Here is an 18,674-nt window from a genome sequence, read left to right as displayed (position 1 = left end):
AAGGAGACCATCTTTCTCATTTTATCGGGTAATGACGGGTGCGGAAGCCAAATCAATTTCACACTGGATTACCCGGTCAAGCCGGGTAATGACGGACAGGGTAGTTTGTCATCCTATTTCCCCCCGGCCTCGTGGACCCGCATCATGTCTTCATCGGAGAAGCACCGCTCGGCCTCGTCCGGGTTGGTGGCGTCGTTTTCCATCATTCGCCGGTCATAGGCCGGGTCCAGCACCTCGTTGTAGTATTCATGCTGAATCAGCAGGTTCATGATCTCGTTGGTGCCGGTCCAGATCATGGCCAGCCGGGTGTCCCGCAGGGCCCGCTCAATGGGGTAGACATCGGTGTAGCCGATGCCGCCCATGATCTGCATGGCGTTGTTGACGATTTTCCAGGCCGATTCCGTGGCAAACCGCTTGGCCTCGCTTACCAGCCGGCGCAGGTTGGGGTAATTGTTGTCCACCGCTTTTGCCGCGATGTAGCAGAGGCCCCGGGCCGCGTCCAGCTGCATGATGGAGTCGGCCACCAGGAAGTTGACCGCCTGGTATTTGCGAATCTCCTTGCCGAATGCCCGGCGCCGGTTGGAGTAGCGAACGGCAAGGTCTAAACCCGCCCAGGCGCAGAGGCTGCCGCCGGCCGAGGTCATGCGTTCGGGAATCATCATCTGGTGAAAGCACAGGGCCCCGCTGTGAAGCTCGCCGATCAGGTTCTCTTTGGGCACCTTGACGTCGCGAAACACCAGCCGGCCGGTGCCGCCGCCCCGGCATCCCATCAGGCCGTAGAGATATTCCACCTCGACACCGGGCCCCTTGTCCACGATCAGCAGGGAGAGGCGGCCATATTTGTGGGCATTGGCATCAAAGTTGGTACGGCAGTAGACAATAAAAAAGTCGGCCCCTTCGGCCCCCACCACAAAGCGTTTCTGGCCGTTTAAAATAAAGTGGTCCCCTTCCAGGTCGGCCCGGGTCATGGCGCCGAAAAAGTCGGACCCGCCCCTGGGCTCGGTCAGGGCCTCTGCCGCAATCAATTTTCCCTGGAGGTAGGGCACCAGGTATTTCTGCTTCTGCTCTTCGGTACCGAACACGTGAAGGGCCTCGCCCACGATGGAGGGCATGGAGTAGGCGCACCCCAGGGCAATGCCCAGGCACCCGATCTCTTCAAGCACCGCGATCTCGGCGGTCCATCCCAGGCCCCGGCCCCCGTACGCCTTGGGAAACCTGACCCCGATGAGATTCCGTTCGGCCAGCTTTTCCACAAACTCCCGGGGGTAGGTGATTTCATTTTTGTCCATGGCGCGCAGAAAATCGCTGGAGATCTCTTCGCGCACAAAGGCCCTGGCCTCTTTTTTAAGTTCCCGTTCTTCCGGGGTCAGCAGAAAGTCGTACATGGCGCCTCCTTCGGGCAGGGTGCCCGAAAATTAAAAAGGTTGTAACAACCGGATATGAGCTTTGCTCTACATTATGAACAATGCTCATGTCTGTCAAGAAAAAAGTCGCCAGATTAAATCGAAATCGGGATCGGGATCGGGATCGGGATCGAAATCGGTATCGAACAAGAGCGTCGCCGATTCTGATTCCACCAGCGATTTGGATGGGGAAAAAGAAAGGAAAAGGCCCGCACCATGCGGGCCTTTCCTTTTAGAGGTGGCCTTTACAAAAGAGCCCCTTCGCTAAAAAGGCGTGGGGAGGAACTAACCCGGGTTAATATTCATATCCAACGCTGGCAAAATATGAGCTGCCGCCGCCGGGGAACCGGCCGTACTGCATGGCGCCGGCGCTGTCGGTAAAGGTGCCCACATAGGTGTCATATTCCTCGTCGATCAGGTTGTCGGCCCGCAGGGTGAGAATCCAGTGGCCGGCCAGCCGCTGCTCGGCTTTCAGGTCCACCGTGATATAGGAGTCAAGCCGGTCGGTGGGCAGGCTGTCGTAGCTGCTGCGGTAAAAATCCCGGGTGCCCACGTACCGGCAGGTCAGGGCCGTGGTCAGGCCGAAGCCGAACCGGTAAGACCCGCCGATTTTGGCCCGGTGGTTTGCCAGGTACTGGGCCGTCCGCTCCACAAACTGAAGCGTGTCTGTGGCCGAGGTGTAGGTGTAGCTGATGTCGGCGGCCCAGTGCTCCTCCGGCTGAATCCGAAGGCCCGCCTCCCAGCCGTGTCCCCGGCTGGAGTTCACGTTGGTGGGGGTCCACTTGTCACCATAGGGGCCGGGAAATGCCGGGTTGGGTGCCCAGTCGATCTTGTCGTCAATGTCCCAGGTAAAGGCCGAGGCAGTCACCAGCAGGGCGTTTTGGCAAAGGCCCTGTTCAATGGTCACGTCGGTGTGCCACCCGGTCTGGGGTTTGAGGGTGGGGTTGCCCCGGGTAAAATCATCTTCCGGCCAGAACAGGTCATTGGGCGTGGGAGCCTTGAAATGCTTGCCGTGGCTGAACTTGACCGCGGTGCTGCCGGTGGGGTTGAACACCAGGCCATAGCGGGGCAGGGTTTCCCGGCCAAAGGTGGAGTGGTTCTCCTCCCGCACACCGGCCAGCAACTTGACATACTGGCTGGGCCGGTACTGCACCTCTCCGAAACAGCTTTTGGTAAAGAGCTTGGCATCGTTGGTGGCCACGGGAATGGCAGGGTTGAACGCGCCGCTGACATCCAGAAAAGACTGCTCGGTCTCCCACTCATAATCTTTGTAGTCACCGCCCAGCAGCAGGGTGAGGCCGTCGACCGGATCCAGGGCCACATGACCGTCAATTCCTTTTACCGTGTTGTAAACCCAGGTTTTGTACCCCTCGCCGGCCAGGTGGCCCCAGGAGGTGTCGTTGTACCGGGTAGAGTGGTAGTTCTCCAGGTCACTGTAAAAAGGCTTCAGGTTGACGGCCAGCCAGTCGGTCGGCCGGCTTTTAATCTCCAGGGATGCCTGGTAGGTGGTGTCGCTGCCGTTATCCACCAGGCTGGCCGAATCCGCGTTGTAAAACGCCACGCCGCCCACGTAATGGGTGCCGGTGCCGGCCGGCGGCTTGACGCCCGGCACGCCGAACTCCCGGTCCACCACGCTGCCGTTCAGGGTGACATTCAGAAGGTCATCCCTGTCTAAAACCAGGGCCAGGGAGGCGTCCTGCTGCTCCATGTCGCCGTTGTCCCGCCGGCCGTCGGTCTCCTGCTGCCCGGCAGTAAGATAGTAGCCGAAGTCGCCGATGTACTGCCCGTGCTCGGCGGCAAGCTGGTAGGTGTTGTCCGTGCCGTAACCGGCCGAGGCCTTTGCGTCCATGCGATCCCGTTTCGGCCGCTTGGTGATAATGTTGACCGCCCCGGCCATGGCCCCGGAACCGTGCAGCATGGAGCCTGATCCCTTTACGATCTCGATTCTCTCGATGCTGCTCAAAGGAATGGTGCCGATATCCGCCGATCCCAGGGAAGGGGAGTTGGCGGAAACGCCGTTGACCATGACCTGGACCTCTGTGTCGCTCATGCCCCGGATGTTAAGGGACTGGGCCGCGCCGCCGTAGTCGCCCCGGGTCCGGAAATCAACGCCCGGCTCATTGGCCAGCAGCTCCCCCACCGTGTCGGCGGTGGAGGCTTCAATAGCGGCCTGGTCGATAACGATTACGGCATTCGGTACATCTTTCCGGGTCTCCTCGGTCTTGGTGGCCGTCACCACGATCTCATCCAGCATGGCCGTGGCCTGGGCCTTTTGTTCATCCGCCTGAACAGCCACGGCGGCACCACAGTAAATTATACAACCCGTCAAAAGCAGGGTACGAATTGCAAGTTTCATTTCTCCTCCTTGGTTATTTAATGATTCTCAAACATGGTCTGGGTAAAACCTTTGTGGTAGTGGGTTTATCCACAGCCAGCAGGCAGATAAACCGCTGCATGCCCCGGGCGGTCAGTTTCCACCAGGCATCCATCACGTCAAAATGTTTCTGGCCCTGGGAGACCACCTCCACCTGGTCGGCATTGTGGGATTTTTTCACCGCGGCAATGATGGCCGGCTCGTTGTCCGGGTCTGGGTTCTCCCCCATCAGGTATACAATAACCCCGGTCCTCAAATGACATCACCTCCTTTTCATTTGGGGTCCGGGCAAAAAAAAATCCCGGACCAAAACAAGTTGTTTCGATCCGGGATTTCCCTTTTTTATCCGCGAACGATCGCACGTGCCCCGTTGCCACGCAAGGGCAGGCTGTTGCTCAGGCAGGTCTTCTGACTCTCGGATTGACCTAATCTCCGCGCCTTCCCATTCCCTTATGCCGGAACAGTGACATGTTGCGGATTTCGTACCCGATCACAGCGGCGGGCCCGTCCCCGATTTTCACGGGGTTCCCTTTTCATCTTCACACAAGAACCTGAACAGAACCATTTTGATTTTTAGCCAAGGGGAAAACGGTTGTCAAGGAGAAAAGCAGGGGGTGGCGGAAGAAAAGCCGTGAAGCCTCGCAATTACTGTTGAAATGGACGGGTAATGACGGGTGCGTGGGCGGTAAATCAGGTAATGACGGGTACGTGGGCCGTCACCCTCGGGCTTGACCCGGGGGTCCAGACCAAGATTGATCCAATTCCGCATCAATAAGGAACCAGATCAATTTTACACTGGATTGCCGGGTCAAGCCCGGCAATGACGATTCGGTATGCGGCCGGACAGGCCAGAGGAGCCAGGCCGAACTAAGCCCGGCAATAACGCCTACGTATTCATCATTCTTGATGCCGTCACCCTCGGGCTTGACCCGGGGGTCCAGAATCAAATTGGTTTCATACCGAATGGATAAGGAATCTGGTCAATTTTACATTGGATTACCCGGTCAAGCCGGGTAATGACGGGTGCGTGGGCGGCAAGCCGGGTAATGACGCCTATTTTTGCTGCTGAACCACGGCGTCGGGTTTGCGAAGGTAGACCGGCGCAAAGGTGTCCAGGTTTTCAGCCAGGCCCTGTTCCAGTCGCTCAATGCCCAGGAGAGCCACAACGGCCGGGTCAATGGCGTTCTGGCCGGGCGGTGCCAGCCGGGCGTTTTCCCCGGCCATGGCGGTGATGGCCGGGCCACAGACCTCCACGCCGGTGCCAGCGAAAACACAGGGCTGGTCGATGCCGGCCACGGCCTGGTCCGGGGGAAGCACCGCCTCAGCGCAGAGGGCCGTGATCCTGCCGTTGTCGAACCGGTAACGGCAGGTGTAGACCTCGCCCTTGCGGGCATCGATCAGCGGGCAGACCATCACCGGGCTTTCGTGAAAATGCCAGGCCAGGGCCTCAAGGCTGGAGATACCGGCCACGGGCCTGTCTGTGGCGGCGGCAAGCCCTTTGATTGTGCTGATGCCGATGCGCAGACCGGTAAAACTGCCCGGTCCCCGTGTGACGGCAAACCCGTCCATGTCAGAGACGGCCAGGCGGTTGCGTCGAAGCAGATCATCAATGATAGACAGCAGGTGGCGGGAGTGGGTCACCCGGCTGATCACGGCGTGTCGGTCGACAATGGTCCGGCCATCGGCCACGGCAACCCCGCAGCTGGTGGTGGCGGTGTCAACGGCAAGCAGCTTCACTTTTTCCGGGTTCCGGTTGTTTTGCGTGGCACGGCCTTTTTCTTCGGCGCCTGTTTTTTAGCGGCGGCGGCTTGCTTTTTCGGGGGCCGCTCAAAGGCCAGGTCGATCACCTTGTCCATGCTGTCGGTAAACACAAATTCGATTTTGCGCGCGATGTGGTTGGGAATTTCAGAAACCTCTTTGCGGTTTTTCTCCGGCACCAGGATGGTCTTGATGCCCGCCCGCAGGGCACCCAGGGTCTTTTCCTTGATCCCGCCGATGGGCAGGACCCGGCCCCGTAGCGTGATCTCCCCGGTCATGGCCACGTCGTTTTTGATGGGCGCGCCGGTAAGGGCCGATATCAGGGCCGCGGCCATGGCCACGCCCGCTGAAGGCCCGTCCTTGGGAATAGCGCCGGCCGGCACATGAATGTGGACATCCACATTTTCCAGGTCATTGTGGCGCAGACCGAACTGTTTCATGTTGGCCTTGGCATAGCTCAGCGCGGCCCGGGCCGACTCCTGCATCACCTCGCCCAGCTGGCCGGTGAGAATCAGTTCGCCCTTGCCGGTGAAAAGGGAGGCCTCAACGTACATGGCCTCACCCCCGCACTGGGTCCAGGCAAGGCCGGTGGCAAGCCCCACCTGGCTCTCCTCCTGGTCCATTTCGGGAATAAACTTGGGCACGCCCAGGTATTTTTCCAGGCTGCTGACCGTGATCATGTGTTTTTTGCGGTTGCCTTCGGCGATTCGGCGGGCCACCTTGCGGCAGAGGGTGGCCAGCTCCCGCTCCAGGTTGCGCAGGCCTGATTCCGAGGTGTACTGGTTGATGATGGCGGAAAGGGCCTGCCGGCTGAAGGAGATATCCGTCTTTTTCAGGCCGTTCTCCTTGATCTGCCGGGGAATCAGGTATTTTTCCGCGATGATCAGCTTCTCATCTTCGCTGTAGCCCGGAATGTTGATGATCTCCATGCGGTCGTACAGGGCCGATGGAATGGTGTCGGGCTGGTTGGCCGTCAGGATAAAGAGCACCTTGGACAGGTCAAAAGAGAGGTTCAGGTAGTGGTCGCTGAAGTCGGTGTTCTGCTCCGGGTCCAGGGCCTCCAGCAGGGCCGCGGACGGGTCGCCCCGAAAGTCGCTGCCCATCTTGTCGATCTCATCCATCACGAAAACGGGGTTGGAGGTGCCGCACTGCTTGAGCCCCTGGATGATACGGCCCGGCATGGCGCCGATATAGGTGCGGCGGTGGCCCCGGATTTCCGCTTCGTCCCGCACCCCGCCAAGGGAGATGCGGACAAACTTCCGGCCCATGGCCCGGGCAATGGACTTGCCCAGGGAGGTCTTGCCCACGCCGGGGGCCCCGATAAAGCAGAGGATCGGCCCCTTCATCTCCGGGTTGAGCTTGCGCACACTCAGGTGCTCCAGAATCCGGTCCTTGACCTTTTCCAGGCCGTAGTGGTCATCGTTCAACACCTTCTGGGCCTTTTTGATGTCCAGCAGGTCCTTTGAAAAATTGCTCCAGGGCATCTCCACCAGCCAGTCCAGGTAGGTGCGGACAATGGAGGCCTCGGAAGAGTCCGGGTGCATCTGGCCCAGCCGCTTGAGCTGTTTGTCCGCCTCTTTTTTGGCTTCCTTGGGCATGCGGGCCTTTTTGATTTTGCGCTCGTAGTCGTCCATCTCCTGGGACCGCTCGTCGCTCTCTCCCAGCTCCTTGTGAATGGCCCGCATCTGCTCCCGCAGGTAATAGTCCCGCTGGGACTTGGAGATTTCATCCTTTACGTTGGAGTGAATCTTGGCCTGCACCGTGGAAAGGTGAATCTCTTTGGAAAGCACCTCGCTGATTTTTTTCAGCCGGTCTATGGGGTCTGCCAGCTCCAGAATCTGCTGGGCCTCATCTGTTTTCAGCTTCAGATTGGAGGCGATCAGGTCGGCCAGCTTGCCCGGGTCTTCCAGGCTCTCCAGAATGGTGTCGATTTCAGCGGACATTTCGCCGCGCAGCGAAAGAATCTTCTCGCACTGCTCCCGGACACTGCGCATCAGGGCCTCGGTTTCAATGTCGATGGTCTCGGGATAAGACTCGCTTATAACCTCAAGCTTTACATGATATCCTTTTGGTTTTTCAATATAACTTAGTATATTGGCTTTTGCGATGCCCTGCACGAGAACCTTGAGGTTGCCCTCGGGCAGCTTGAGCATTCTTAAAATTTTTCCAACAGTGCCCACCCGGTAGATATCGTCCGGCGAGGGCATCTCATCCATGGGGTTTTTCTGTGTGGCCAGCATCAGGAACTTGTCCGTGCCGGCCATGGCCGCTTCCACGGCCTGGATCGATTTTTCCCGGCCGATGAACAGGGGCAGCACCATGTCGGTGAAGATCACCACGTCCCGCACGGGCAGAAGCGGCAGTTCTTCGGGTATGTCAGGGGTTTCGTCCTGCTCTTCGATAATGCTGATCAGGTCGTCTCTATCCGTTTCACCCATTGTTTTCTCCTTATTTGGCTTATAACAAGGGCGTATTATAATGCAGATTTGCCTTTTTACAACGCCATTATTGCTTTTTGGCGGCAAAGACCGTAAGATTCATGGGCAAAACAGCAAAACAATGAGATTCATCAACGTCATTGCGAGCGCCAGCGAAGCAATCTTGGCCACGCCAGAGTGTCATTGCGAGCGAAGCGAAGCAATCTTGGCCACGCCAGAGTGTCATTGCGAGCGAAGCGAAGCAATCTTGGCCACGCCAGAGTGTCATTGCGAGCGAAGCGAAGCAATCTTGGCCATATGCGAAGGAGATTGCTTCGTCGCTTCGCTTCTCGCAATGACGGGGAAGGCTTCGCTTCTCGCAATGACGGGGAAGGCTTCGCTTATTGCAATGACGGGGAAGGCCCCCGCTCCTTCGCAATGACCGGAAACGAAAGGCCGGCATACGCCGGCTTCATTGAGCCGAAGGCGAAGCAATCGTGTTCATATCGCTACAGGAAGCAGGACGATGATACCGGAAACCCTTATCGGCGCGGTGCTGTTTGTTTTTGGCGCGTGCATCGGCAGTTTTTTAAATGTCTGTATCTACCGGCTCCCCCTCTCCCTGTCCATCGTGTTCCCCCCATCGGCCTGCACCCAGTGCAAACGGCCCATTGCGGCCTGGGACAACATTCCCATTATCAGCTACCTGGTTCTGCTGGGCCGGTGCCGGCACTGCCGCATGCCTATTTCCATGCGCTATCCCCTGGTGGAACTGATCACCGGCTTAAGTGCCGTGGCCGTATACATCAACTTCGGGTTAACCGCGGAGAGCCTTGTCTATTTTGTTTTTATCGCGTCCCTTATCGTTGTAATCTTTATCGACATTGATTACCAGATCATTCCGGATGTGATCTCCCTGCCCGGAATTCCCATTTTTTTTCTGGCATCGGTCTTTATCGTCCGCGCCACGGTAACCGATTCGCTTCTGGGCATCCTGGCCGGCGGCGGCAGCCTGCTGGCCGTGGCCGTGATCTATCGACTGATCACCGGCAAGGAGGGCATGGGCGGGGGAGACATCAAGCTGCTGGCCATGATCGGGGCGCTGTGCGGCTGGCAGGGGGTGCTGTTTACCATCTTTACCAGTTCTCTTGCCGGCACGGTTGTGGGCATGGTTATCATGGCGATGCAGAAAAAGAACATGAAACTGGCCCTGCCGTTCGGCCCGTTTCTGTCCATGGGCGCCATTGTCTATCTGTTTTTCGGGCCGGAGCTGGTGGCCTGGTATCTGAATATGTTACGGTCATAGTCGATTCGGAGGAAACATGGAGCAACTGACGGCCCTGTCGGTGTTGGACGGGCGATACGCGAAACTGGTGGGCGAGCTGGGCGATATCTTTTCCGAATACGGCCTGATTCGTCACCGGGTGCATGTGGAAACCTGCTGGCTTGTTTTTCTGGGCCGGGACCTGGGCCTGTTCGACCTGAACGGCCAGCAGGCCGAGGCTGTTGCCGGTATCTCCTCAGGCTTTGACGTACAGGGCGCCCGCCGGATCAAGGAGATAGAAAAGACCACCAACCACGATGTCAAGGCCGTGGAGTATTACATCAAGGAGCAGCTGGACCGGGCCGGGCTTTCCGCCATTCGGGAGTGGACCCATTTTGCCTGCACCTCCGAGGACATCAACAACACCGCCTATGCCCTGATGCTTCGGGCGGGCCGGCAGCAGGCGGCCGAAACGTTTGGCCTGGTCCTGGAAACCATCGAGTCCATGGCCCGGCAATACCGGTCCGTGCCCATGATGTCCCGTACCCATGGACAGCCCGCCACCCCCACCACCGTGGGCAAGGAGATGGTCAATTTCGCCTGGCGCCTGCGGCGGGAGCAGGACCGGTTCCTTCATGCCCCTGTTGAGGCCAAGTTCAACGGCGCTTCCGGCAATTTCAACGCCCACGCCTTCGTGTTTCCGGAAATCGACTGGATCGACGCCTCCCGGCGGTTTCTTTCCCAGTCGCTCAAGGTGGAGCCGCTTCTCTTTACCACCCAGATCAACCCCTACAACTACATTGCCGAGATCCTTCACGCCATGATCCGGATCGCCGCCGTTTTGATCGACCTGGACAGGGACATGTGGGGATACATCTCCCTGGGCTATTTTCGCCAGAAGGTAAAAGAAGGGGAGGTGGGGTCTTCCACCATGCCGCACAAGGTCAATCCCATTGACTTTGAAAACAGCGAGGGCAACATGGGCGTGGCCATCGGCATGATGGAACACCTGTCCGTCAAACTGCTTCAGTCCCGTTTTCAGCGGGACCTGTCGGACAGCACCGTGCTGCGCAACCTCGGGGCCGTGTTCGGCTACTTTGTCATCGGCATGAAAAACTGTTTGAAGGGACTGCATAAAATTGATATAAACGAAGAACAGATTTCAGGGGACCTTGCCGCCACGCCGGAGCTGTTGGCAGAACCCCTGCAGACCGTTATGCGGGTTTTCGGGGAGGACAATCCCTATGAAAGGCTCAAATCTCTCACACGGGGGAAAAAGGTTACATCCGGGGACTTTGCCGGCATGATCAGCGACCTGTCTAAAGTACCGGAGGCCCACAAACAGAGAATGAAACGGCTTTCCTGTGATGCCTATACGGGAATGGCCGAACGGCTGGTGGATGCTTATTTCAAAACAACCTAAAATAATGGATGGGGGCATGGGAACTGTTCTGCTGAGGGCCGGTGCCGGCCTGCTGATTGTCGCGATGCTGCACCTGCCTGTCTGGGCCGCGCCGGACGCCGCGGAGATTCAAAGGGGCAGGATGGCTTTTGACACGGGTGTCTTTCTTTACGAATCAGGCGATTTTGACAAAGCCGGAGAGCGGTTTCGTCAGGCGATTGCAACCGACGGCGCCAACCCGTATTACAATTACTACCTGGCCAGGGTGTACATGGAACAACAGGAGTACGCCAAGGCGGTTGTCCATCTTGACCGGGCCCGGTCATCGGACCAGAAGATTCCGGGCCTGGATTTTGACTGGGCCATGGTCCACTATCGCCTGGCAGATTATGCCACGGCCGGCCGGCTTTTCGACAGGGTTTCAGCGGCCGAGCCGAACAATGCCCTTTCCCGTTACTACGCGGGAATTTCCCAGTATCAACTGTACGCGTACGAAGATGCCATTGCCCTGCTGCAGGAAGCCGGCGCCATGAACCGTTCGGTCAAACCCAATGCCGCCTTCTATATCGGCATGTGCCACAAGCAGCTGGGCGACACCGGTGCCGCAATGGAGAGCCTGGCCTATGCGGCGGAAAATGCCACCGACCGGGAAACCCGCAATGCGGCAGCCAGCCAGCTTTCCGCCCTCTCCCGGCAACAGCGGCAGGCCAAACCTTACACGTTGATGGCCCGGTTGGAGACCAAATACAACAACAACGTGCTGCTGGAGCCGGTGGACAACGAGGCCCTTTTCAACGATGAGTCGGACTGGGCGTTTACCGGTATCCTGTCCGGCAGTTATGATGTGGTAAGGGCAAACGAGATCACCGTGGGCGCGGGATATACCCATTACCAGTCCTGGTACGCCGACCTGGGCCAGTATGACCTGACCGGCAGCCTTTTTGATATTTATGCCCGTTACCGGAAAGGTGACGTGCTGGCGTCCCTCTCTTACCGGCCCGCGTATTTCTGGATGAACGAAGAAAGTTACCTCATGCGCCATGAAATCCGGCCGTCGGTCACCGCCAAACTTCGCGATAACCTGATGGCCTCTTTGACCTATGCGTATAAGCGGGACAACGACATGCTGGATAACGGCCGGGACGGCCATATCAACGAAATGCTGGCCAGAATGATTTATAGCATGCCCGACAATCGGGGGGACCTGATGGCGGGCCTGGGGTATTTGGTCAATTCGGCAAGCCACAACGACTATGATTATGACATGATCAAAACAGAGGTGGCGGCGCGGCTGTATCTTCCCTGGCAATCGCGCCTGATACTGTCCGGTGAGTGCCGGTTCAGGGAACATGATCACACCGATTCCATTTATGGCGTGGTGCGCGACGATACCCGTTACAGGGGGTCCCTGGGCGTTGAGAAGGACCTCTACCGGGATATCATTTCCGCGGGCGCCGGCTACATGTATACGGACAATGATTCCAATATTGCCAATTATAAATACCGAAGCCACGAGTTCAGGCTGTTTCTGAGCGCGCGGATTTAAACCTATTTGAACAAAAGGGGTGTTTCCATGAAAAACGACCGCAAAAACGTTTTTATCAAAGGAACGATTTTCATGGCTGTTGTGCTGTTGTTGGGCTGCATGACGCCAGGCCCGGCAATTGCCGGCGCCATTCCAGGCGGGTTGATGATTCAATCCGGTTATGCACCGGGTGCCGGTGTACCGGTGGGAAAAATCCGCACGGTGCACGGAAAGGCCTTTATCATGCACGCGGACCGCCAGGCGGTTTACCCGGTAACGGCGGGGCTTGCCGTTTACCAGGATGATACCCTGGTCACGAAAAAAGGAGGGCGGATCGTTCTGGTGCTCAACGATGACAGCGTTCTGACTCTGGGTCCCGAAACTGAAATGGTGCTGGACCAGAGCGTTTTCGATCCCGGTGCGAGCAACAGATCGGTGCTGGTCAACCTGCTGACAGGCAAGGCCCGTTTTTTTGTAAAAAAGTTCGCGGCCCTGAGAAACTCCACCTTTAAGGTGCGTACCGCCACATCAGTGGCAGCGGTGCGGGGCTCGGATTTTATCATTCAGCAGGTGGGAGACAAGACCATCATCACCACCCTTGGCCAGACCGTGCTGGAGGTCTCCAACCCCAATTTTCCGCTGGCCGAACCGGTAGTGGTGAACTCCTTTGAACAACTGATTGTTACACTGGGCCAGCTGCCGGGCAGCCCGATCCAGGTGACACCGGAAGAGATTCAGGCAATTCTGGAGTCTTTGGGTATTCCCACGGGCGGTCCGGGAACCGGGGGGGGCGCCGACGATGATGATGACGATGATGATACCGGCATGACCGGTGTTCCGCCGGAACCACCGAGCTTTCCAGAGCCCACACGTCCGGTGTCGCCGTATACACCTTAATCTTGCGGTATGGGCTATTTTTATGGGGAAAGATGAATGATGAGTGATGAACGATGAATGATGAAAGGGGTAGGCGTCATTGCGAGCGAAGCGAAGCAATCTTGAACAGATGCGAAGGAGATTGCTTCGTCGCTTCCTGGTGATCCAACGTAAAATTGATCTGGTTCCGAATCGTCATTACCCGGCTTGACCGGGTAATCCAGAGTAAGATTGATTTTCTTCCTTATTCATACGGAACTGGACCAATCTCATTCTGGACCCCCGGGTCAAGCCCGAGGGTGACGGCACACGTAGTTGTCATTACCCGGCTTGACCGGGTAATCCAGTGTAAAATTGATTCGGTTCCTTATTTGTATGCGGAAATCGGGCTTTTTACGAAGCCATCAATCATAGCAACCATCAAAAACATGTAGGCGCCATATGAAACGACTGATGGGAAACAGAACAACGGGTTTGTGGTCGGTGTTGCTGGGAGTGACGCTGCTTTGCTGTATGAGCAGCGCGACGGTTTTTGCCGCGGCCGATATTCCGGACAACCTGGTGATCCAGAAGCACTATCGCCAGGGCATGGGGGAATCCGTGGGCAGCGTGGAAACCGCCAGGGGCCAGGCCTTTATCATGCATACCGACAGAAAATACGGGTATGAGGCGAAAAAGGGGTTGCCGCTCTATAACGGCGACACCCTTTTTACCCGAAGCCCCGGCGCCATGACCATCGTGCTCAAGGATAACAGCAAAATGGCCCTGGCCGCTGACACGAGCCTTGTGATCAACAAGAGTATTTACGATCCCGCCGGCAAAAGCAGAATGTCTTTTGTGAGCATGCTGGCCGGAAAGGCCCGGTTTCTGGTGACCAAGCTCTCCGACTACCGGCATTCCCGGTTCAATGTCAAGACCGGCTCCTCTGTTGTGGGGGTCCGCGGTTCGGATTTTATCATTGAGCAGGTCGGGGACAAAATCATTATCTCCTGTCTGGACAATACCGTGCTGGAGGTCTTCAACCCCGACTTCCCTCTGGACGAACCGGTCATTGTCGAATCCTTCCAGCAACTGGTTGCTGCCATCGGTCAGTTGCCGGGAAACCCCATCGACGTTTCACCGGAAGAACTTAAAAAACTGGTGAAGGATCTTGGCCTTTCCGGTGACGATGATGACGATGATAATGATGGCGACAGTGGTACAGGAGATGGTGACGAAGAAGGTGATGATGACGATGATGGAGAAGGTGACCCGCTTCTGAATCCCGATCTTCTGGAAAATCCGGAAGGAGAGGGAGCGTGGGGTGACGATGGATATCCTTTGGATGATCTACCTGGAATTATTGAGGATATAGAGAAAAATGTTATTCAGGATGAAGTTACCGAGCCTCTGCCGGACATGCCGAATCATCCTTCACTCTAAGATTGAGACAGTAAAGCGTATATAATCAGAATCCCGGTCCCGGGAAACACCAAAAAGGGACCGGGATTTTATTTTCACCCAGGCTTGCCGGCCGGCCGGATCGGGCGGAAAGGTGTAAGCAAAAAAACAAAAGGGAGCGGCACAGATGATTCGAACCTTGATTCGCGGTACAGGGCGGTATGTTCCGGAGCGGCTGGTGACCAACGATGAGCTTTCAAAAAAAATGGAGACGTCCGACGAATGGATCCGTCAGCGCACCGGTATAGAGCAGCGCTACTGGGTGCCTGAAGGCGGTGAGACCGGGGCCTCCGACCTGGGCCTGGAAGCCTCAAAAATCGCCCTGGAACGGGCCGGCTGGACACCGGAGGATCTGGATTTTATCATTTTTGCCACATTGAGCCCGGACATCTTTTTCCCGGGATCAGGGTGCCTGTTGCAGCACAAGCTGGGCCTCTCTTCCACCCCGGCCTTAGACATCCGCCAGCAGTGCACGGGCTTTATATACGGCCTGGCCACCGCTGACGCCTATATTCGCAGCGGCATGGCCCGCCGGGTGCTGGTGGTGGGGTCCGAGGTCCACAGTACCGGCCTGGATGTAACCACCCGGGGCAGGGACGTGGCCGTTATTTTCGGCGACGGCGCCGCCGCCGTATGCCTGGAAGCAGTGGAAACCGAAGAGCCGGTGGGGGTGCTGGCATCGCTTCTTTTCGCCGAAGGAAAACACGCGGCCAGCCTGATGCTGGAGGCCCCTGCCTCGCGCATGTCACCGGAGCGCATCACCCACGAGATGCTGGATGAAGGCCGCCACTATCCCAAGATGAACGGCAAGCTGATTTTCAAGCTGGCGGTGACGCGTCTGCCGGAACTGACCCTTCAGATCATGGAAAAGGCAGGGCTCACCTCTTTTGATGAAATCGACCTGATTATTCCGCACCAGGCCAATCTTCGCATCAACCAGTTTTACCAGGAGACACTGAAGCTTCCGGAGGGCAAGATCTACAACAACATTCAGAAATACGGCAACACCACGGCCGCCACCATTCCCCTGGCCTTAGACGAGGTGATTGAGCAGGGCCGGTTCAAAAAGGGCGATACCGCCCTGTTCCTGGGCCTTGGCGCGGGCGTGACCTGGGGCGCCAACCTTTACCGGCACGCGTAAGGAACCAGATCAATTTTATACTGGATTGCCGGGTCCGTCATCTCGGACTCCGATCCGGGACCCGGAAATGACGGTGGTGGGAGTCGGTATGCCCGTTTGTAGTGTGCCCGTAAGGGCATTGCAGCCGGGCAGGCCAGGGAAGCCAAGCTGAATCAAGCCCGGCAAGGACGATTACGTATTCATCATTCATCATTCATCATTCATCATTCATCATTCCCTTTCCCCATCAGCTTTTCAAGGTAGAACCTTGATATGGAGTCCACATTCTCAAAGGTGTGGCCGGCATCCCTGTTTTTTGCGGCCATCTGGCTTCTTATCTCCGACGCCAGCTTTTTCCCCAGTTCCACACCATACTGATCAAAGGGATTGATGCCCCAGACAAAGGCCTCGTAAACCGTGCGGGCCTCGTAAAAGGCCAGTAGCTTGCCCACTGACGCCGGGGACAGGTCTTCCAGAAGGATGGTGGAAGAGGGGCGGTTGCCGGAAAAAGACCGGTGCCCGTCTTCGCTCTCCTTCCCCTCGGCAAGGGCCCGGGGCTGGGAGATCAGGTTGGCCCACAACTCCTGGTGGTTGGTCACCCCCCTGGACAGAGCCTGGAACGCATCATACTGAGGCTTTATCACGCCGATAAAGTCAATGGGGAAGGGCGCGCCCTGGTGGGCCAGCTGGAAAAAGGAGTGCTGGGCATTGGTGCCCGGCTCGCCGAAGATGATGACCCCGGACCGGACACCCAGGGGCTTTCCTTCGGCTGTCACCGACTTGCCGTTGCTTTCCATGTAAAGCTGCTGCACATGGGGCGCCAGCCTGGCCAGGGGAGAGGCATAAGGAATAATGGCCTGGGCCGGGTATTCCAGAAAATTATTGTTCCAGATGCCCAGCAGGGCCGCTGTCAGCGGCATGTTGGTGGTGGGTGGGGCCGTGGCCGCGTGAACGTCCATCTGGTGGGCCCCCTTTAAAAACGTCTCGAACCGGTCATATCCCAGGTAGAGGCTCAGGGGCACCCCGCCCACGGCAGAGGTGACGCTGTACCGGCCCCCGATAAAATCAAACATGTGGAACGACCGAAGCACCGGAAAGGGCGCGTCCTGGCCCGTCTGGTCTCCGGGGCTGCCCTTGCTGGTAACCGACACAAAATGGCGGGCCGGGTCCAGCCCCTGCTCCTTCATAAAGGCAGCGGCCTGGTTGGCGTTGGCCATGGTTTCGGCGGTGGTAAAGCTTTTGGAAACAATGACCCACAGCGTTGTTTCCGGATCAATGGCTTCCGCGATTTCGCCGAAGTTGTGAATGTCCACGTTGGCCAGAAAGTGAAGGCAAATGCCTTTGTCGGCATAGGCGGCCAGGGCACGGGCCACGAATTCGGTGCCCAGGTAAGAGCCGCCGATGCCCACCACCACCACATGGGCAAAGGGTTTACCTGTGGCGCCGGTTATTTGGCCCGCATGGACCGCTTCGCTGAACTCCCTGATTTCTTTACGGACCCGGGCCATCTCCGCTGTTACATCGATTTTGTTTACAACGCGCTTGGCTTTTGAAAAATCCCGGCAGGCGGTATGCAGGGCGGCCCGGTTTTCCGTGGTGTTTACAACGGCGCCGGTTGTCATCGCCTGAAACCGCTGGGTTACTTTGCGCTCCCACGCCAGCTCCATCAGCAGGTCAATGGCCTGCCGGTCCACCCGCTGGCGGGAAAAGTCGTACACCATATCCAGGGCCTGAATGGAAAACTCGGCAAGTCGCTCCGGCGCCATGGTCAGGTGTTTTAAATGGTTTTCCGGAAGCGCCATTTTTTCAGCGTGGGCCTTCAGCTGTTTCCAGAGATCAAGATCGGTCAGGCGGGACGTGCGCATGGGAATCCTCCTTGTGCTACAGAGTGACAAACAGCACAAGATTAACGGGAACAGAGTGGTTTTTCAATCGGAAAACGCAGCAGGGATACTGACGGATAAAGAACCAGATCAATTTTACGCTGGATTACCCCAATAACTTATGCCGTTTTCCATCATTCATCATTCATCATTCATCATTTACCTGTACCCCTCCGGGTTTCCGGACTGCCAGCGCCAGGTGTCGGCCGCCATGTCGTCAAGGGTGCGCCGCGCCTTCCAGCCCAGCTCCTTTTCCGCCCGGGAAGGGTCGGCATAGTATTCGGCCACGTCGCCGGCCCGCCGGCCGGTGACGGTGCGGGCAATGGGCCGGCCGCAGGCCCGTTCAAAGGCGGCCACCACCTCCAGCACCGAATGGCCGGTGCCGGTGCCCAGGTTGTAGGTCACCAGGCCCGGGTTCTGGGCCAGCTTTTCAAGGGCCTTTACATGGGCTTCAGCCAGGTCGCACACATGAATGTAGTCCCGCACGCCGGTGCCGTCTTTTGTGGGATAGTCGTCCCCGTAAACATTAAGCTGCTGCCGCCGGCCCACGGCCACCTGGGCGATATAGGGGGCCAGGTTGTTGGGCACATCCCTGGGGTCTTCGCCGATAAGCCCGCTGGCGTGGGCCCCCACGGGATTGAAGTATCGCAGAATGGCAATGTTCCAGCCTTTGCCCGCCGCGTGAATATCCTCCAGCATTTCCTCTATCATACGCTTGGTGCGGCCGTAGGGATTGCAGGGACAAATGGCCGCGGCTTCGGTCACCGGTACGGTTTCCGGGTCGCCATACACCGTGGCCGATGAGCTGAACACAATGTTTTTTACCCCGGCCGCTTCCATGGCTTCAAACAGCACCACTGATCCGGCCACGTTATTGGCATAATAGGTCAGCGGGTCGGTGGTGGATTCACCCACGGCCTTGAGGCAGGCAAAATGGATCACCGCGTCCGGCGCAAACGTTTTAAAAACCCTGTCCAGTTCGGCCCTGTCCCGCATGTCCACCTTTTCAAACATCACGGCCCGGCCCGTGATGGCCTTTACCCGCTCCAGGGCCACTGCGCTGCTGTTGCACAGGTTGTCCACCACCAGCACCTCGCAGCCGCTCTCCAGAAGGGATACGCACGTGTGAGACCCGATATAACCGGCCCCGCCCGTCAGAAGCACTTTTTTCATGACGCCCTTTTCTGCGAAATTTGAATATTATGGGAACAG

At 57.5% G+C, this 18,674-nt stretch carries 13 protein-coding genes and 1 riboswitch; of the genes, 6 read left to right on the top strand and 7 right to left on the bottom strand.

The features are described 5' to 3' along the window. Window positions 1-113: 113 nt before the first annotated feature. The 5 genes from DOLE_RS09565 to lon all read right to left on the bottom strand — a co-directional run bounded on the left by DOLE_RS09565 (window position 114) and on the right by lon (window position 7,973). Complete coding sequence (locus tag DOLE_RS09565) at window positions 114-1,385, bottom strand: acyl-CoA dehydrogenase family protein (RefSeq protein WP_012175277.1); 1,272 nt, start codon at window positions 1,383-1,385, stop codon at window positions 114-116. A gap of 313 nt (window positions 1,386-1,698) precedes the next feature. Then, window positions 1,699-3,759 carry a TonB-dependent receptor gene (locus DOLE_RS09560; protein ID WP_012175276.1) on the bottom strand — a complete coding sequence of 687 codons (2,061 nt, stop codon included), beginning with the start codon at window positions 3,757-3,759 and terminating at the stop codon, window positions 1,699-1,701. Window positions 3,760-3,772: 13 nt separating this feature from the next. Beyond that, window positions 3,773-4,033 (bottom strand): hypothetical protein, encoded by a 261-nt coding sequence (locus DOLE_RS09555; RefSeq protein ID WP_012175275.1) that lies wholly within the window; start codon window positions 4,031-4,033, stop codon window positions 3,773-3,775. Window positions 4,034-4,158: 125 nt separating this feature from the next. Next, a riboswitch (cobalamin riboswitch) is annotated at window positions 4,159-4,347 on the bottom strand. A 483-nt stretch (window positions 4,348-4,830) separates the two neighbouring features. Then, window positions 4,831-5,514 carry a tRNA (adenosine(37)-N6)-threonylcarbamoyltransferase complex dimerization subunit type 1 TsaB gene (tsaB, locus tag DOLE_RS09550; RefSeq protein ID WP_012175274.1) on the bottom strand — a complete coding sequence of 228 codons (684 nt, stop codon included), beginning with the start codon at window positions 5,512-5,514 and terminating at the stop codon, window positions 4,831-4,833. Then, window positions 5,511-7,973 (bottom strand): endopeptidase La, encoded by a 2,463-nt coding sequence (gene lon, locus DOLE_RS09545; protein ID WP_012175273.1) that lies wholly within the window; start codon window positions 7,971-7,973, stop codon window positions 5,511-5,513. The genes tsaB and lon overlap by 4 nt, the downstream gene beginning before the upstream one ends. Before the next feature lie 505 nt (window positions 7,974-8,478). Between lon and DOLE_RS09535 the strand changes: the two genes are divergently transcribed. From DOLE_RS09535 to DOLE_RS09510, 6 genes are all read left to right on the top strand, one after another. Next, the gene (locus DOLE_RS09535) at window positions 8,479-9,258 is read left to right on the top strand and encodes a prepilin peptidase (protein ID WP_012175272.1); all 780 of its coding nucleotides are present in this window, start codon (window positions 8,479-8,481) and stop codon (window positions 9,256-9,258) included. A gap of 16 nt (window positions 9,259-9,274) precedes the next feature. Beyond that, complete coding sequence (purB, locus tag DOLE_RS09530; protein ID WP_012175271.1) at window positions 9,275-10,639, top strand: adenylosuccinate lyase; 1,365 nt, start codon at window positions 9,275-9,277, stop codon at window positions 10,637-10,639. A gap of 16 nt (window positions 10,640-10,655) precedes the next feature. Then, entirely contained in the window at window positions 10,656-12,164 is a 1,509-nt protein-coding gene (locus tag DOLE_RS09525) for a tetratricopeptide repeat protein (protein ID WP_012175270.1), read from the top strand. 27 nt (window positions 12,165-12,191) lie between these two features. Continuing rightward, window positions 12,192-13,040, top strand: coding sequence for a FecR family protein (locus tag DOLE_RS09520; protein ID WP_012175269.1), 849 nt, complete (start codon window positions 12,192-12,194; stop codon window positions 13,038-13,040). Between the two features lie 432 nt (window positions 13,041-13,472). Continuing rightward, window positions 13,473-14,441, top strand: coding sequence for a FecR family protein (locus DOLE_RS09515; RefSeq protein ID WP_167320871.1), 969 nt, complete (start codon window positions 13,473-13,475; stop codon window positions 14,439-14,441). Between the two features lie 145 nt (window positions 14,442-14,586). Beyond that, entirely contained in the window at window positions 14,587-15,600 is a 1,014-nt protein-coding gene (locus tag DOLE_RS09510) for a 3-oxoacyl-ACP synthase III family protein (RefSeq protein ID WP_012175267.1), read from the top strand. Between the two features lie 203 nt (window positions 15,601-15,803). Here DOLE_RS09510 and pgi read toward each other — a convergent pair whose 3' ends face one another. Both pgi and galE read right to left on the bottom strand, forming a co-directional pair. Beyond that, window positions 15,804-17,444, bottom strand: coding sequence for a glucose-6-phosphate isomerase (gene pgi, locus DOLE_RS09505; protein WP_012175266.1), 1,641 nt, complete (start codon window positions 17,442-17,444; stop codon window positions 15,804-15,806). Window positions 17,445-17,621: 177 nt separating this feature from the next. Then, window positions 17,622-18,635, bottom strand: a complete 1,014-nt coding sequence (gene galE, locus DOLE_RS09500) for a UDP-glucose 4-epimerase GalE (protein WP_012175265.1) — start codon at window positions 18,633-18,635, stop codon at window positions 17,622-17,624. Between the last annotated feature and the right edge of the window lie 39 nt (window positions 18,636-18,674).

Source organism: Desulfosudis oleivorans Hxd3 (genome assembly GCF_000018405.1).
GTDB classification, from domain to species: Bacteria; Desulfobacterota; Desulfobacteria; order Desulfobacterales; family Desulfosudaceae; genus Desulfosudis; species Desulfosudis oleivorans.
The sequence above is the reverse complement of the archived record's forward strand: the minus strand, read 5'-3'. Positions and strand labels throughout refer to the sequence as shown.

Excerpts from the sequence above, each read along its gene's own strand:
- pgi (WP_012175266.1), bottom strand. The coding sequence starts at position 17,444 with ATGCGCACGTCCCGCCTGACCGATCTTGATCTCTGGAAACAGCTGAAG.
- lon (WP_012175273.1), bottom strand. The coding sequence starts at position 7,973 with ATGGGTGAAACGGATAGAGACGACCTGATCAGCATTATCGAAGAGCAG.
- DOLE_RS09535 (WP_012175272.1), top strand. The coding sequence starts at position 8,479 with ATGATACCGGAAACCCTTATCGGCGCGGTGCTGTTTGTTTTTGGCGCG.
- galE (WP_012175265.1), bottom strand. The coding sequence starts at position 18,635 with ATGAAAAAAGTGCTTCTGACGGGCGGGGCCGGTTATATCGGGTCTCAC.
- purB (WP_012175271.1), top strand. The coding sequence starts at position 9,275 with ATGGAGCAACTGACGGCCCTGTCGGTGTTGGACGGGCGATACGCGAAA.
- DOLE_RS09525 (WP_012175270.1), top strand. The coding sequence starts at position 10,656 with ATGGGAACTGTTCTGCTGAGGGCCGGTGCCGGCCTGCTGATTGTCGCG.
- DOLE_RS09520 (WP_012175269.1), top strand. The coding sequence starts at position 12,192 with ATGAAAAACGACCGCAAAAACGTTTTTATCAAAGGAACGATTTTCATG.
- DOLE_RS09560 (WP_012175276.1), bottom strand. The coding sequence starts at position 3,759 with ATGAAACTTGCAATTCGTACCCTGCTTTTGACGGGTTGTATAATTTAC.
- DOLE_RS09565 (WP_012175277.1), bottom strand. The coding sequence starts at position 1,385 with ATGTACGACTTTCTGCTGACCCCGGAAGAACGGGAACTTAAAAAAGAG.
- DOLE_RS09515 (WP_167320871.1), top strand. The coding sequence starts at position 13,473 with ATGGGAAACAGAACAACGGGTTTGTGGTCGGTGTTGCTGGGAGTGACG.
- DOLE_RS09510 (WP_012175267.1), top strand. The coding sequence starts at position 14,587 with ATGATTCGAACCTTGATTCGCGGTACAGGGCGGTATGTTCCGGAGCGG.